Source organism: Enterobacter cloacae complex sp. SHL009, assembly GCF_049237205.1.
In the GTDB taxonomy this organism is placed as follows: domain Bacteria; phylum Pseudomonadota; class Gammaproteobacteria; order Enterobacterales; family Enterobacteriaceae; genus Enterobacter; species Enterobacter cloacae_M.
In genome coordinates this window covers 305,950-320,411 of sequence record NZ_JBMKIW010000003.1, presented here as the reverse complement: position 1 = coordinate 320,411, position 14,462 = coordinate 305,950, and the positions used below count along the sequence as shown (strand labels likewise).

Sequence of the window (14,462 nt, the reverse complement as noted above, 5' to 3'; positions counted from 1 at the left end):
TTAAATTCACTGCACGTTTCAGGAACCATCGCTCATGACACAGACTTTAAGCCAGCTTGAAAACCGTGGCGCCTTCATTGAACGTCACATTGGGCCGGATGCTCAGCAACAGCAGGAGATGCTGAAGACAGTTGGCGCGGATTCATTAAACGCACTGATCGGCCAGATTGTGCCAAAAGACATCCAGCTTGCCACGCCGCCTCAGGTGGGGGAAGCCACCACGGAATTCGCCGCGCTGGCGGAGCTGAAGGCTATCGCAGGCCTGAACAAGCGCTATAAGTCTTACATTGGCATGGGCTACACCAACGTGCAGTTGCCGCCGGTTATCCTGCGCAACATGCTGGAAAACCCGGGCTGGTACACCGCTTACACCCCGTATCAGCCGGAAGTCTCCCAGGGCCGTCTGGAAGCGCTGCTGAACTTCCAGCAGGTGACGCTGGATCTGACCGGTATGGATATTGCCTCCGCGTCTCTGCTGGATGAAGCGACCGCCGCCGCCGAAGCAATGGCGATGGCTAAGCGCGTGAGCAAGCTGAAAAATGCCAACCGCTTCTTCGTGGCGGCGGACGTGCATCCCCAGACGCTGGACGTGGTGCGCACTCGCGCGGAAACCTTCGGCTTTGACGTGATCGTCGACGACGCCGACAAAGTGCTGGATCACCAGGACGTCTTCGGCGTGCTGCTGCAGCAGGTAGGCACCACCGGTGAAGTTCACGACTACGGCGCGCTGATTGCCGAGCTGAAATCCCGCAAAGTGGTTGTCAGCGTTGCCGCCGACTTTATGGCGCTGGTGCTGCTGACGGCACCGGGCAAACAGGGCGCGGATATTGTCTTTGGTTCAGCGCAACGCTTCGGCGTGCCGATGGGCTACGGCGGCCCGCACGCGGCGTTCTTCGGCGCGAAAGATGAATTCAAACGCTCCATGCCCGGCCGTATTATCGGCGTCTCAAAAGACGCTGCCGGTAACACCGCGCTGCGCATGGCGATGCAGACCCGCGAGCAGCACATCCGCCGCGAGAAAGCGAACTCCAACATCTGTACCTCACAGGTGCTGCTGGCAAACATCGCCAGCCTGTACGCCGTGTTCCACGGCCCGGCTGGTCTGAAGCGCATTGCCAGCCGCATTCACCGCCTGGCCGATATTCTGGCCTGCGGCCTGCAGCAGAAAGGCCTTAAGCTGCGCCACGCTCACTACTTCGACACCCTGTGTGTGGAAGTGGCGGACAAAGCGGCCGTGCTGGCGCGCGCGAATGCAGCAGAGATCAACCTGCGCAGCGACATCCACAACGCCGTCGGCATTACGCTGGATGAAAGCACCACCCGCGACGATATCCTGAACCTGTTCAGCGTGTTGCTGGGTGACGCGCACGGTCTGGACATTGACGCACTCGACAAAGAGGTCGCGCTCGACAGCCGCTCCATTCAGGAAAGCATGCTGCGTAACGATGCGATCCTGACGCATCCGGTGTTTAACCGCTATCACAGCGAAACCGAGATGATGCGCTATATGCACTCTCTGGAGCGCAAGGATCTGGCGCTGAACCAGGCGATGATCCCGCTGGGCTCCTGCACCATGAAGCTGAACGCCGCGGCAGAGATGATCCCGATCACCTGGCCTGAATTCTCCGAGCTGCACCCGTTCTGCCCGCCAGAGCAGGCGGAAGGTTATCATATGATGATCAACCAGCTTTCCGACTGGCTGGTGAAGCTGACCGGTTATGACGCGCTCTGCATGCAGCCAAACTCCGGCGCGCAGGGCGAATACGCGGGCCTGCTGGCGATCCGTCACTATCACGAAAGCCGCAACGAAGGTCACCGCGGTATCTGCCTGATCCCAAGCTCTGCCCACGGTACCAACCCGGCCTCTGCCCAGATGGCGGGCATGGAAGTGGTGGTCGTTGCTTGCGATAAGAACGGCAACATCGATCTGGTCGACCTGCGTGCGAAAGCCGAGCAGGCGGGCGACAAGCTCTCATGCATCATGGTGACCTACCCGTCTACCCACGGCGTGTACGAAGAGACTATCCGTGAAGTGTGCGAAGTGGTGCACCAGTTCGGCGGTCAGGTTTACCTCGACGGCGCGAACATGAACGCTCAGGTGGGCATTACCTCTCCGGGCTTTATCGGCGCGGATGTGTCGCACCTGAACCTGCACAAAACCTTCTGCATCCCTCACGGCGGTGGCGGCCCGGGCATGGGTCCTATCGGCGTGAAAGCGCACCTGGCGCCGTTTGTCCCAGGCCACAGCGTTGTGCAGATTGAAGGCATGCTGACTCGTCAGGGCGCGGTCTCTGCGGCACCGTTCGGTAGCGCCTCTATCCTGCCAATCAGCTGGATGTACATCCGCATGATGGGCGCGGAAGGGCTGAAGCAGGCGAGCCAGGTGGCGATCCTCAACGCCAACTATATTGCGACTCGCCTGAAGTCCGCCTTCCCGGTGCTCTATACCGGCCGCGACGGTCGCGTGGCGCACGAGTGCATCCTCGATATTCGTCCGCTGAAAGAGCAAACCGGCATTAGCGAGCTGGATATCGCCAAGCGTCTGATCGACTACGGCTTCCATGCGCCAACCATGTCGTTCCCGGTTGCGGGTACGCTGATGGTTGAGCCGACCGAGTCTGAAAGCAAGGCCGAGCTGGACCGCTTTATCGACGCGATGCTGGCCATCCGCATGGAGATCGACCGCGTGCAGGACGGCGAATGGACGCTGGTAGATAACCCGCTGGTCAACGCTCCGCATACCCAGCATGAGATGGTCTCCGAGTGGAACCACGGCTATTCCCGCGAGCTGGCCGTTTTCCCGGCAGGCGTGGCAAACAAATACTGGCCGACCGTGAAGCGTCTTGATGACGTCTACGGCGACCGTAACCTGTTCTGCTCCTGCGTGCCGATGAGCGAATACCAGTAATATTGTTGGTGTAGTAACGTAGGCCGGGTAAGGCGAAGCCGCCACCCGGCTTTTTTATTGGGAGAAGAAAATGGCAATAGCACTGGTCACCGGCGCCAGCCGGGGCATTGGGAAAGCCACCGCGCTGCAGCTGGCGCGCGAAGGCTACACCGTGGCGGTGAACTATCATCACAACATTAAAGCCGCGACGGACGTGATCAACCAGATCGTTGACGCGGGCGGTAAAGCCTTTGCCGTCCGCGCAGATATCAGTGATGAAGCCCAGGTGCTGGCGATGTTTGACAGCCTCGATCGTGAAGGCGAGCCGCTTCGTGCGCTGGTCAATAATGCGGGCATTCTGTTTGAGCAATCCACTATCGAGAACCTCTCCGCTGAGCGCATTAACCGCGTCCTGGCGACCAACGTCACGGGCTACTTTCTCTGCTGCCGGGAAGCGGTAAAACGCATGTCCTTCAGGCATGGCGGCAAGGGCGGGGCGATAGTGAATGTCTCTTCCGCAGCGTCGCGTCTGGGGGCGCCGGGTGAATATGTGGATTATGCCGCGTCCAAGGGGGCGGTGGATTCGCTGACAACCGGGCTATCGCTGGAAGTGGCGGCACAGGGTATTCGCGTCAACTGCGTACGTCCGGGTCTGATTTATACCGATATTCATGCGTCCGGCGGAGAGCCGGGGCGAGTGGATCGCGTGAAATCCTTGCTGCCGATGCAGCGCGGCGGCCAGCCGGAAGAGGTGGCGCAGGCGATTGTCTGGCTGCTGAGCGAGAAGGCGTCGTACGTAACGGGCAGTTTTATTGAGTTGGCTGGCGGGAAATAAGCCCCTCACCCTAACCCTCTCCCCAAAGGGGAGAGGGGATCAATCGTAGCGCCGCCCGGCGTTAAAGTTTCTCGCCGTTGCTGGCAATCACGCCCTTATACCACTCGAAGCTTTTCTTGCGGGAACGCGACATGTCGCCCGTGCCGTCGTCGTGCTTGTTCACGTAGATAAAGCCGTAGCGCTTGCTGTACTGGCCGGTGGTGAACGACACGCAGTCGATGCAGCCCCATGGCGTATATCCCATCAGATCCACGCCGTCGTGCGTCACGGCTTTGATCATCTCTTCCACGTGGGCACGCAGGTAGTCGATGCGATAGTCGTCGTTGATGCTGCCGTCTTCTTCAACCTTGTCGTAGGCGCCGAACCCGTTCTCCACGATAAACAGCGGTTTCTGATAACGCTCGTACAGTTCGCACAGAGAATAGCGCAGGCCTACCGGGTCAATCTGCCAGCCCCAGTCGGACGCCTTCACGTGCGGGTTCGGCACGCTGCCTTCGAAGCCGGAAATCGCATCGCCGGTACCGCCTTCCGCTTTCACCGCGTTGGTCATGTAGTAGCTGAAACCTAAGTAGTCGCAGGTACCTTCACGCAGGATCTGCTCGTCGCCTGCCTCCATTTTGATGGAGAAGCCACGGCGCTCCCACTCGTTCAGCACGTAGGATGGGTAGTAACCACGCAGTTGGACGTCGGTAAAGACATAGCGCTCGCGCATGGATTCCTGGGCGAACATCACGTCTTCCGGTTTGCAGGAGAACGGATAGAGCGCCACCATCGCCAGCATGCAGCCGACTTTCATCTCCGGATTGATGCGGCGCGCGGCTTTCACCGCCAGGGCGCTGGCCACAAACTGGTGGTGCAGGACCTGGTACATGGTCTCTTCCGGATTGTCATGTTCGGTATAGACCACGCCCGAGCAGCAGTAACCGAACAGCGGCGCGCGCCAGTTGCGCTGGTTATTGATTTCGTTGAAGGTCATCCAGTATTTGACCTTGTTTTTGTAGCGCTCAAAAACCACTTCCGCGAAGCGCACAAAGAAATCGACCACTTTACGGTTGGTCCAGCTACCGTACTCCTGCACCAGGTGCAGCGGCATTTCGAAATGAGAGAGGGTGATCACCGGTTCGATGTTGTATTTCAGCAGCTCGTCGAACATGTCGTCGTAAAACTTCAGCCCCTCTTCGTTTGGCTGCGTTTCGTCACCTTTCGGGAAGATGCGCGTCCAGGCGATAGAGGTGCGGAAGCACTTGAAACCCATCTCGGCAAACAGCTTGATGTCTTCTTTATAGTGGTCGTGGAAGTCGATAGCCTCGTGGTTTGGGTAGTATTTACCCGGCACTACTTCCTGGGTGATTTCGCGCGGGACGCCTTGCGCGCCGCCGGTCAATACGTCGCAAATGCTTGGTCCTTTGCCGCCTTTTTTCCAGCCGCCTTCAACCTGGTGAGCCGCAACCGCGCCGCCCCATAAAAAATCTTTTGGTAAGGTTAATTTTTTCATCGCTGCTCTTCTCAATAAATGGCTTATTGGCATCGAGTCTAGCAAAGCGAAATTGAATGTCACGATATAACAATTCACAGTAAATGTGATTTGTTACATCAAAAAAACAGGGTGTTTTATTCTGTGAGTTTCTTCGCCAGTTTACGTCCGAGAGATTCCAGAATATAGATAACGGGAATTTGCGTGGTGATATCGTAGACGCCTGCAATACGCGTCTGAGGAACATGCCAGGAGAGATTAAAGTCCGCCAGTTTTGCGAGACGCGAGTGCTCGTGGCTGGTTATCGAGAGCACCTTGCAGTGATGCAGGCTGAACTGGCTGGCGAAGCGCAGGATCTCCTCGGTCTCGCCCGAGACGGAAAGCACAATCGCCAGCGCATTTTTCGCCATATCATTGGTGACCGGGAAATAAGGATCATCAATATGATTACTGAATTTCCCGATATTAGAAAAGAAGCGTGCGCCATATTTTGCCAGCGAACCCGATGTTCCGGCACCGACAAATATAATTCGCTCTGACGATAAAATAATATCAACCGCCTTATCTAATAACGCATCGAACTCTTCATTATTCACGCTTTTAAAAAAGCTGATAATTTCGCTGGCACCGAAGTTTGCCTGCTGGGGCTCGTTCTGTTCAAGATAAAGCTTAAAGCGCACGCGGAATTCAGAATAGCCTTCGCAGTTAAGCTTGCGGCAAAAGCGCAGGATGGTGGTGGTTGAGACGTCTGCCGCATCCGCCAGCTCGCGGATGGTCATGTACATCACTTTGTCACGATTTTTTATGACATAGTTGTAGACCATCATCTCCAGGTTATTGAGACTGGCAATGGCGGAATGGGAGAACATGCTCACAATGGCTACACTCACTCATCAGACTTTTCTTCAGGGAATAATAACATGCAGCCAAACGACATCACTTTTTTTCAGCGTTTTCAGGACGACATTCTGGCCGGACGTAAAACCATAACTATCCGGGATAAAAGTGAATCCCATTTCAAAACCGGCGATATCCTGCGGGTGGGGCGTTATGAGGATGATGGTTATTTTTGCACCATCGAAGTAACGGGAACGTCAACCGTTACGTTCGATACATTGACGCAAAAACATGCTGAACAGGAGAACATGACCCTGGATGCATTGAAAAACGTGATCTCAGAGATCTACCCCAGGCAGAACCAGTTTTATGTGATTGATTTTAAATGCTTATAATTAAAATCGAAACGCATGTTCGCTGAAATTAAAGTGTAACTGTCTGATTGTAATTTAGAAACGTTATGTTTAACTTTATTTTGGCTAACAGGTGTTCACTGGAATCATTCTCAGTTAGCATAGCTATACGATGAATAATCATCTTTTGTTTTCCCGGAGTTTTGTATGGTGAGTAGACCATTAATCGCACAGGGATATTCGCTGGCTGAGGAAGTAGCCAACAGCATCAGCCACGGCATTGGCCTTGTGTTTGGGATTGTCGGTTTAGTGTTATTGCTGGTGCAGGCGGTGGACGCCAATGCCAGCGCGATGGCCATTACCAGCTACAGCCTTTATGGCGGGAGTATGATCCTGCTGTTCCTGGCCTCGACGCTATATCACGCGATCCCGCATCAGCGGGCCAAGATGTGGCTCAAGAAATTTGACCACTGTGCTATCTATCTTCTGATTGCAGGCACCTACACACCGTTTTTGCTGGTGGGGCTCAACTCACCGCTGTCGCGTGGCCTGATGATTGTTATCTGGAGCCTGGCACTGCTGGGGATCCTGTTTAAGCTGACCATCGCGCACCGGTTTAAGGTGCTGTCACTGGTCACCTATCTGACAATGGGCTGGCTGTCGCTGATTGTGGTGTATCAACTGGCGGTCAAACTGTCGGTAGGGGGCGTGACGCTTCTGGCCTTAGGCGGCGTGGTGTACTCGCTCGGCGTGATTTTCTACGTCTGCAAGCGCATCCCGTACAACCATGCCATCTGGCACGGCTTTGTGCTCGGCGGCAGCGTATGCCACTTTTTGGCGATCTATTTGTACGTGGGGCAGGTGTAGTTTTTAAACCGTGCGGGCGGTTGCCCTCACCCCGGCCTTCTCCCACAGGGAGAGGGAGGGCACCTGGATACGATTACTCTTCTAACGAATACGGCAGCGGCTCGATGCTCAGCGTGTTCGCATCGTCACGCACGCGGAACACGCTGTCGGCTTCCATGTCGTTGTTCATGACGGCCTGTACCAAAAGACGTCCATCATCCAGCTGTACGGCGGCTAACACGGTGCCGGTGCGGCGCCAGTTATCACCCATCTTCAGCTCTAAGTCTTCACCCGCTTCAGGTACACGGCTGGCATGGCCCGCCAGCGTCCACAGCGCTCGTTTGTTTGCCCCGCGGAATTTTGCACGTGCCACCATCTCCTGGCCGGTGTAACAGCCCTTTTTAAAGCTGATGCCCCCCAGCGCCTGCAGGTTTGTTGCCTGAGGAATGAACTGCGCGCTGTTTGCTGCGTCAATCACCGGCAGACCCGCTTCGATGTTCAGCGCCAGCCACTGCTGACTATTGTTGAGCTGCGCTTCGCCGCGCAGCGCTTCAGTCACGCGATCGGCCGTTGCCGCATCCGTGACTAACAGGAAACGCTCCGCAGGGTGTTCAAACCACAGGATGGAGGTCGCGCCTTCGCTGATCACCTGCTTTTCTGCATCCGGCAGTTCGCTGAAGAGATTTTTCAGCGCCGCACGCGCCTGGAAACCGGCCACTCCCAGCAGGACATGTTCGTCGTCCGGGGCGATAGTGACTTTGGAGAAGACCGCGTACTTCTTCAGCTCTTTGAGCTGGGCCTCTTGCAGGCTGCGGCGCTCAATAAAAGCAAAGCCGTCCTGACGGCGGAAGAGGCGCAGGTTGCTCCACATTTTGCCTTTTGGGTCGCAATGCGCGGCCAGCAGGTGCTGGTGTTCGGTCATCTGACTGACGTCGGCGGTCACCTGGCCCTGCAGATATTTTTCGGCGTCGGCACCGCTGAGCGTTGCCAGCGCCCAGTCATCAAGAGAAATAAGCGTCAGCGGCAGACGCGCAGAGGCGGCGGGCTGGCGAGGAGAAAATGGTGTAAATGCCATAACGATATCCTGAATTGCTTAACGCTTTGATAATGCCTAATGGTAAAAGAGCCTGCAGGCAATGCAAGCGCTTTCAACAGACCATTTGTGCCCTAAACCGGTTATGCTTAGCGCTACGCAAAATAATGTAATCCGCTGTCTTTGTAGGGATTATTCTGGAAGCCTGCTCGGCGATCGCAATATTCCAGTAATGAAACGGTCAAAAACACGTTACACTAGCTGGTGTCCCCGTAGAGAAATAAAGAACACTGAACGGGGTACCGACTGTGCCAAACGTAATGCAGGAAACTGAACATGGATATTAACAACAAGGCCCGTATTCACTGGGCGTGCCGTCGCGGCATGCGTGAACTTGATATTTCCATCATGCCTTTCTTCGAATATGAGTATGACAGCTTAAGCGATGATGATAAGCGTCTGTTTGTTCGCCTGCTTGAGTCTGACGATCCGGATTTATTCAACTGGCTGATGAACCACGGCAAACCCGCCGACACCGAGTTGCAACGGATGGTGCAATTAATTCAAACACGGAATCGGGAACGTGGTCCTGTGGCAATCTGATCTTCGCGTCTCGTGGCGCTCGCAGTGGATGTCTTTATTGCTCCACGGCCTGGTTGCGGCCTTTGTTTTACTGATGCCGTGGCCGCTGAGCTATACGCCGCTGTGGCTGCTGTTACTGTCGTTTGTCGTTTTTGACAGCGTACGCAGCCAGCGTCGCATTAATGCCCGTCAGGGAGAGATTAAATTACTGATGGATTCCCGCCTGCGCTGGCAGGGTAAAGAGTGGGATATTCTCGGTATGCCCTGGATGCTCAACTACGGCATGATGTTACGGTTACGCAAGGTGGACGGCGGGCGTTGCCAGCATCTGTGGCTGGCGGCTGACAGTATGGATGCTGCCGAGTGGCGAGACCTGCGCCGGATGCTGTTGCAACAGACGACGCAGGGGTAATGCGCGTTAGCTAAACTTTTCAGCCATTTCGCCCAGAATCTGCTCGCACCAGCTTTGCAGGCGCTCATCGCTGAGATCGTACTGGTTGGTTTCATCCAGCGCGAGTCCTACAAACAATTCGCCGTCGGCGATAATCGGTTTTTTACTGGTGAACTCGTAACCTTCGGTTGGCCAGTAGCCGATAAACGACACGCCTTTCGGCGCCAGCTTGTCATGCAGCATGCCGAGCGCGTCCAGGAACCATTCCCCGTAACCCACCTGATCCCCCATGCCGTACATGGCAATGATTTTGCCGTCGAGGTTGAGCGTATCGAGCTGGTCCCAGATAGCTTCCCAGTCTTCCTGTATCTCGCCGAAATCCCATGTCGGGATGCCGAGGATCAGCACGTCATACTGCTCCATCAGCGTAAGCGCGTCATCTTTCAGGTTATGCAACGTCACCAGTTCCGGGCCAATGATGTCGCGAATTTTCTCTGCCGCCATTTCGGTGTAGCAGGTGCTGGAACCATAGAACAGACCAATATTCATCGCGTAACTATCTCAATACTTGCTTTGACTTTGCGCATAGTGTACCAGAAACCGGTCGCAATCAGGCATAATGGCCTGACTGCAAAATCAAAGGGGCTGATGTGGAAAAGGATCTCGCACTGATCGAACAGTTTCTCGACGCGCTGTGGCTGGAGAAAAATCTGGCCGAGAATACCCTTAGCGCCTACCGTCGCGATCTCACCATGCTGGTGGAATGGCTTGCGCACCGGGGGTTATCCCTTGCGAGCGCGCAGCGTGACGACCTGCAGGCGCTGCTGGGGGAACGTATCGCAGGGGGCTACAAAGCTACCAGTTCCGCGCGTTTGCTCAGCGCCATGCGTCGGCTGTTCCAGCACCTCTACCGTGAGAAGATCCGCGAAGACGATCCCAGCGCGCTGCTGGCATCTCCTAAGCTCCCGCAGCGGCTGCCGAAAGATCTCAGCGAAGCACAAGTTGAGAGATTATTACAGTCACCGGCTGTTGACCTGCCGCTGGAGTTACGCGATAAAGCCATGCTTGAGCTATTGTATGCTACCGGCTTGCGCGTTTCGGAACTGGTTGGTCTGACGATGAGCGACATCAGCCTGCGTCAGGGCGTAGTGCGCGTCATTGGTAAAGGAAATAAGGAAAGGCTGGTTCCGCTGGGTGAAGAGGCGGTTTACTGGCTGGAAACGTACCTGGAGCACGGTCGTCCGTGGCTGCTAAATGGTACTTCTATCGACGTCCTGTTTCCGAGCCAGCGCGCCCAGCAGATGACGCGGCAAACGTTCTGGCATCGCATCAAGCATTACGCCACACTGGCGGGTATCGACAGTGAAAAGCTTTCGCCGCACGTATTGCGTCACGCCTTCGCGACGCATCTGTTAAACCACGGCGCTGATTTACGCGTGGTGCAGATGCTGCTGGGCCACAGCGATCTTTCCACGACGCAAATTTACACCCATGTCGCGACGGAACGCCTGCGGCAGCTACACCAACAGCACCACCCTCGTGCGTGAGTGCCGACGAATTGTAACAGGATCACATATGAAAAAGACTTTCGCGCTGTTCACCCTGCTGGCAGCCTCATTTACCGGTTTCGCCCATGCGGACGACGCCGCCATCAAACAGTCGCTGGCTAAGCTTGGCGTCACCGGTAGCGATATTCAGCCTGCACCGGTTGCCGGCATGAAAACGGTACTCACCAACAGCGGCGTGCTGTACGTCACCGAAGACGGCAAACACATTATTCAGGGGCCAATGTACGACGTGAGCGACGCGCAGCCGGTGAACGTCACCAACCAGCTGCTGATGAAAAACCTGAACGCGCTCGAAAAAGAGATGATCGTCTATAAAGCGGCGCAGGAAAAACACGTCATTACCGTCTTCACCGACATCACCTGCGGCTACTGCCACAAGCTGCATGAAGAGATGAAAGACTACAACGCGCTGGGCATCACCGTGCGTTACCTGGCCTTCCCGCGCGCGGGCGTGCAGAGCCAGCCAGAGCAGGACATGAAGGCGATCTGGTGTGCGAAAGACCGCAACAAAGCGTTTGATGACGCGATGAACGGCAAAGGCGTTAAGCCAGCCTCCTGCGACATTGATATCGCTAACCACTACGCGCTCGGCGTGCAGTTTGGCGTGAGCGGTACGCCTGCGATTGTCCTGAGCAACGGCTATGTCGTTCCGGGCTATCAGGGACCAAAAGAGATGAAAGAGTTCCTCGACGCGCACCAGAAACAGTTTGGTGGTAAATAATCCGCGTGAAAGCCCCAATAAAATTGCGCCGCCGCGAGGCGGTTGAACCCGTTGATTTACCGGACGATCTCCCGGCGCTGCTTAAGCGCCTCTACGCCAGCCGCGGCGTGCGTCGCGCTGAGGATCTTGAACGCAGCGTGAAAGGGATGCTGCCCTGGCAGCAGCTGAGCGGTATCGAAAAAGCCACCGAAATACTCTACAACGCGCTTCGAGAGGGAACGCGGATTGTGGTGGTAGGCGATTTCGACGCCGACGGCGCAACCAGCACCGCGCTGAGCGTGCTCAGCCTGCGCGCGCTGGGCTGCGATAACGTCACCTATCTGGTGCCGAACCGTTTTGAAGACGGCTATGGCCTCAGCCCGGAAGTGGTCGATCAGGCCCACGCCCGCGGTGCGCAGATGATCATGACCGTCGATAACGGGATCTCTTCCCATGCGGGCGTCGATCATGCTCACGCTTTGGGGATCCCGGTGCTGGTCACCGATCACCACCTGCCGGGCGAAACGCTGCCGGATGCGGAAGCGATTATTAACCCCAACCTGCGCGACTGCGATTTCCCATCAAAATCACTTGCAGGCGTGGGCGTAGCGTTTTATCTGATGCTGGCGTTACGTACCCTGCTGCGCGATAAGGGCTGGTTCGAATCCCGCGGTATTGCCGTACCGAACCTGGCCGAATATCTCGATCTGGTGGCGCTGGGCACCGTCGCGGACGTGGTCCCGCTCGATACCAATAACCGTATTTTGACCTGGCAGGGCTTAAGCCGTATCCGGGCAGGCAAGTGCCGTCCAGGGATCAAGGCGCTGCTGGAAATCGCCAACCGCGACCCGCTCAAGCTGGCGGCAAGCGACCTGGGCTTTGCTCTCGGGCCGCGTCTTAACGCAGCCGGAAGGCTGGACGATATGTCCGTCGGCGTGGCGCTGCTGCTGTGCGACAACATCGGTGAAGCGCGCGTGCTGGCCAACGAGCTGGACGCGCTGAACCAGACCCGTAAAGAGATTGAGCAGGGGATGCAGGCCGAAGCGCTGACCCTGTGCGAAAAGCTTGAACGCAGCGGCGATACGCTGCCGGGCGGCCTGGCGATGTACCATCCCGAGTGGCATCAGGGCGTGGTGGGCATTCTGGCGTCGCGTATTAAAGAACGTTTCCACCGGCCGGTGATCGCGTTCGCCCCCGCGGGTGATGGCACGCTGAAAGGCTCTGGCCGCTCAATCCAGGGGCTGCACATGCGCGATGCGCTGGAGCGTCTCGATACGCTGTATCCGGGTCTGATGATCAAGTTCGGCGGCCATGCGATGGCGGCAGGCCTGTCTCTGGAAGAGGCGAAATTCGACGAGTTTCAGCGTCTGTTTGGTGAACTGGTAACCGACTGGATTGATCCGGCCCTGCTGCAGGGGGAAGTGGTGTCCGATGGCGAGCTTTCACCGCTTGAAATGACGATGGACGTGGCGCAAATGCTCCGCGATGCCGGTCCGTGGGGACAGATGTTCCCGGAACCGCTGTTCGACGGGCGTTTCCGCCTGCTGCAGCAGCGCATCGTCGGCGAACGTCATCTGAAAGTGATGGTCGAGCCCGTGGGCGGGGGACCGCTGCTGGACGGCATTGCCTTCAACGTCGATACCTCCATCTGGCCGGACAACGGCGTGCGCGAGGTCGAACTGGCGTACAAACTGGACATCAACGAGTTTCGCGGTAACCGCACCCTGCAGATCATCATCGACAATATCTGGCCAATTTAGCGGCAGTAATCTCTATAAAAAAGGGCGTGGATTCGGTACAATCCCGCTCTTATCACCGCATTTTGACAAGTCCATAAAAGAAAACAGACCATGTTTGAAATTAATCCGGTAAAAAACCGTATTCAGGACCTCACGGAGCGCTCTGACGTTCTTAGGGGGTATCTTTGACTACGATGCCAAGAAAGAGCGTCTTGAAGAAGTAAACGCCGAGCTGGAACAGCCGGACGTCTGGAACGAACCTGAACGCGCACAGGCGCTGGGTAAAGAGCGTTCCTCTCTCGAAGCTATCGTAGATACGCTGGATCAAATGGCCCAGGGGCTGGAAGATGTTTCCGGTTTGCTGGAGCTGGCCGTCGAAGCCGACGACGAAGAAACCTTTAACGAAGCCGTGGCAGAACTCGACGTGCTGGAAGAGAAGCTGGCGCAGCTGGAATTCCGTCGTATGTTCTCCGGCGAATACGACAGCGCTGACTGCTATCTCGATATTCAGGCAGGTTCTGGCGGCACCGAAGCGCAGGACTGGGCCAGCATGCTGACGCGCATGTACCTGCGTTGGGCAGAAGCGCGCGGCTTCAAAACCGAAATTATCGAAGAGTCTGAAGGTGAAGTGGCCGGTATTAAATCCGTGACCATCAAGATTATCGGTGATTACGCCTACGGCTGGCTGCGTACCGAAACCGGCGTTCACCGCCTGGTGCGTAAGAGCCCGTTCGACTCCGGTGGCCGTCGTCATACCTCCTTCAGCTCCGCGTTTGTTTATCCGGAAGTTGATGAAGATATTGATATCGAAATTAACCCGGCGGACCTGCGTATCGACGTTTATCGCGCATCCGGCGCGGGTGGCCAGCACGTTAACCGTACGGAATCAGCGGTGCGTATTACCCACATTCCAACCGGGCTGGTAACACAGTGCCAGAACGACCGTTCCCAGCATAAGAACAAAGACCAGGCCATGAAGCAGATGAAAGCAAAGCTTTATGAGCTGGAGATGCAGAAGAAAAATGCTGAGAAACAGGCGATGGAAGACAACAAGTCCGACATCGGCTGGGGCAGCCAGATCCGTTCTTACGTCCTTGATGACTCCCGCATCAAAGACCTGCGTACCGGGGTTGAAACCCGCAATACGCAGGCGGTGCTGGACGGCAGCCTGGACCAATTTATCGAAGCAAGTTTGAAAGCAGGGTTATGAGGAACCA

14 protein-coding genes are annotated in these 14,462 nt (G+C 56.2%); 10 read left to right on the top strand and 4 right to left on the bottom strand.

The features are described from left to right. Positions 1-34 precede the first annotated feature (34 nt). Together gcvP and ACOTZC_RS10245 are read left to right on the top strand one after the other, a co-directional pair. The gene (gcvP, locus tag ACOTZC_RS10250) at positions 35-2,908 is read left to right on the top strand and encodes an aminomethyl-transferring glycine dehydrogenase (protein WP_421635755.1); all 2,874 of its coding nucleotides are present in this window, start codon (positions 35-37) and stop codon (positions 2,906-2,908) included. A 70-nt stretch (positions 2,909-2,978) separates the two neighbouring features. Further along, positions 2,979-3,722, top strand: a complete 744-nt coding sequence (locus ACOTZC_RS10245) for an SDR family oxidoreductase (protein ID WP_421635754.1) — start codon at positions 2,979-2,981, stop codon at positions 3,720-3,722. Positions 3,723-3,783: 61 nt separating this feature from the next. Here ACOTZC_RS10245 and bglA read toward each other — a convergent pair whose 3' ends face one another. Beyond that, positions 3,784-5,217, bottom strand: a complete 1,434-nt coding sequence (gene bglA / locus ACOTZC_RS10240) for a 6-phospho-beta-glucosidase BglA (protein ID WP_421635753.1) — start codon at positions 5,215-5,217, stop codon at positions 3,784-3,786. 116 nt (positions 5,218-5,333) lie between these two features. Further along, entirely contained in the window at positions 5,334-6,065 is a 732-nt protein-coding gene (locus ACOTZC_RS10235; protein WP_032660101.1) for a MurR/RpiR family transcriptional regulator, read from the bottom strand. Positions 6,066-6,116: 51 nt separating this feature from the next. Between ACOTZC_RS10235 and yqfB the strand changes: the two genes are divergently transcribed. Continuing rightward, positions 6,117-6,428 (top strand): N(4)-acetylcytidine aminohydrolase, encoded by a 312-nt coding sequence (gene yqfB, locus ACOTZC_RS10230; protein WP_023309102.1) that lies wholly within the window; start codon positions 6,117-6,119, stop codon positions 6,426-6,428. Positions 6,429-6,593: 165 nt separating this feature from the next. Next, positions 6,594-7,253, top strand: coding sequence for a PAQR family membrane homeostasis protein TrhA (trhA, locus tag ACOTZC_RS10225; protein WP_023309101.1), 660 nt, complete (start codon positions 6,594-6,596; stop codon positions 7,251-7,253). Between the two features lie 73 nt (positions 7,254-7,326). On the opposite strand, the gene ygfZ is transcribed toward trhA, so the two are convergent. Beyond that, complete coding sequence (ygfZ, locus tag ACOTZC_RS10220) at positions 7,327-8,307, bottom strand: tRNA-modifying protein YgfZ (protein ID WP_047743840.1); 981 nt, start codon at positions 8,305-8,307, stop codon at positions 7,327-7,329. 294 nt (positions 8,308-8,601) lie between these two features. On the opposite strand from ygfZ, the gene sdhE reads away from it, so the two are divergent. Both sdhE and ACOTZC_RS10210 read left to right on the top strand, forming a co-directional pair. Continuing rightward, complete coding sequence (sdhE, locus tag ACOTZC_RS10215) at positions 8,602-8,868, top strand: FAD assembly factor SdhE (protein ID WP_010435322.1); 267 nt, start codon at positions 8,602-8,604, stop codon at positions 8,866-8,868. Beyond that, entirely contained in the window at positions 8,849-9,259 is a 411-nt protein-coding gene (locus tag ACOTZC_RS10210; RefSeq protein WP_045405042.1) for a protein YgfX, read from the top strand. Before sdhE ends, ACOTZC_RS10210 begins: the two co-directional genes overlap by 20 nt. A gap of 6 nt (positions 9,260-9,265) precedes the next feature. On the opposite strand, the gene fldB is transcribed toward ACOTZC_RS10210, so the two are convergent. Continuing rightward, positions 9,266-9,787 carry a flavodoxin FldB gene (gene fldB / locus ACOTZC_RS10205; RefSeq protein WP_045405044.1) on the bottom strand — a complete coding sequence of 174 codons (522 nt, stop codon included), beginning with the start codon at positions 9,785-9,787 and terminating at the stop codon, positions 9,266-9,268. A gap of 101 nt (positions 9,788-9,888) precedes the next feature. On the opposite strand from fldB, the gene xerD reads away from it, so the two are divergent. The 4 genes from xerD (at position 9,889) to prfB (ending at position 14,455) form a co-directional block, all read left to right on the top strand. Then, on the top strand, positions 9,889-10,785 hold the full coding sequence (gene xerD / locus ACOTZC_RS10200) for a site-specific tyrosine recombinase XerD (protein WP_023309098.1): 897 nt from the start codon (positions 9,889-9,891) through the stop codon (positions 10,783-10,785). A gap of 28 nt (positions 10,786-10,813) precedes the next feature. Continuing rightward, complete coding sequence (gene dsbC, locus ACOTZC_RS10195) at positions 10,814-11,527, top strand: bifunctional protein-disulfide isomerase/oxidoreductase DsbC (protein WP_163354186.1); 714 nt, start codon at positions 10,814-10,816, stop codon at positions 11,525-11,527. Positions 11,528-11,532: 5 nt separating this feature from the next. Next, entirely contained in the window at positions 11,533-13,266 is a 1,734-nt protein-coding gene (gene recJ, locus ACOTZC_RS10190) for a single-stranded-DNA-specific exonuclease RecJ (RefSeq protein WP_421635752.1), read from the top strand. Positions 13,267-13,356: 90 nt separating this feature from the next. Then, a protein-coding gene (gene prfB, locus ACOTZC_RS10185) for a peptide chain release factor 2 (RefSeq protein WP_096059326.1) occupies positions 13,357-14,455 on the top strand; the annotation gives its coding sequence in 2 pieces (ribosomal slippage) (positions 13,357-13,431 and positions 13,433-14,455; 1,098 coding nt in all). Positions 14,456-14,462 lie beyond the last annotated feature (7 nt).

What these genes read in the sequence shown, in the direction of transcription:
- gcvP (WP_421635755.1), top strand. Translation starts at nt 35, where the DNA reads ATGACACAGACTTTAAGCCAGCTTGAAAACCGTGGCGCCTTCATTGAA.
- ACOTZC_RS10245 (WP_421635754.1), top strand. Translation starts at nt 2,979, where the DNA reads ATGGCAATAGCACTGGTCACCGGCGCCAGCCGGGGCATTGGGAAAGCC.
- bglA (WP_421635753.1), bottom strand. Translation starts at nt 5,217, where the DNA reads ATGAAAAAATTAACCTTACCAAAAGATTTTTTATGGGGCGGCGCGGTT.
- ACOTZC_RS10235 (WP_032660101.1), bottom strand. Translation starts at nt 6,065, where the DNA reads ATGTTCTCCCATTCCGCCATTGCCAGTCTCAATAACCTGGAGATGATG.
- yqfB (WP_023309102.1), top strand. Translation starts at nt 6,117, where the DNA reads ATGCAGCCAAACGACATCACTTTTTTTCAGCGTTTTCAGGACGACATT.
- trhA (WP_023309101.1), top strand. Translation starts at nt 6,594, where the DNA reads ATGGTGAGTAGACCATTAATCGCACAGGGATATTCGCTGGCTGAGGAA.
- ygfZ (WP_047743840.1), bottom strand. Translation starts at nt 8,307, where the DNA reads ATGGCATTTACACCATTTTCTCCTCGCCAGCCCGCCGCCTCTGCGCGT.
- sdhE (WP_010435322.1), top strand. Translation starts at nt 8,602, where the DNA reads ATGGATATTAACAACAAGGCCCGTATTCACTGGGCGTGCCGTCGCGGC.
- fldB (WP_045405044.1), bottom strand. Translation starts at nt 9,787, where the DNA reads ATGAATATTGGTCTGTTCTATGGTTCCAGCACCTGCTACACCGAAATG.
- dsbC (WP_163354186.1), top strand. Translation starts at nt 10,814, where the DNA reads ATGAAAAAGACTTTCGCGCTGTTCACCCTGCTGGCAGCCTCATTTACC.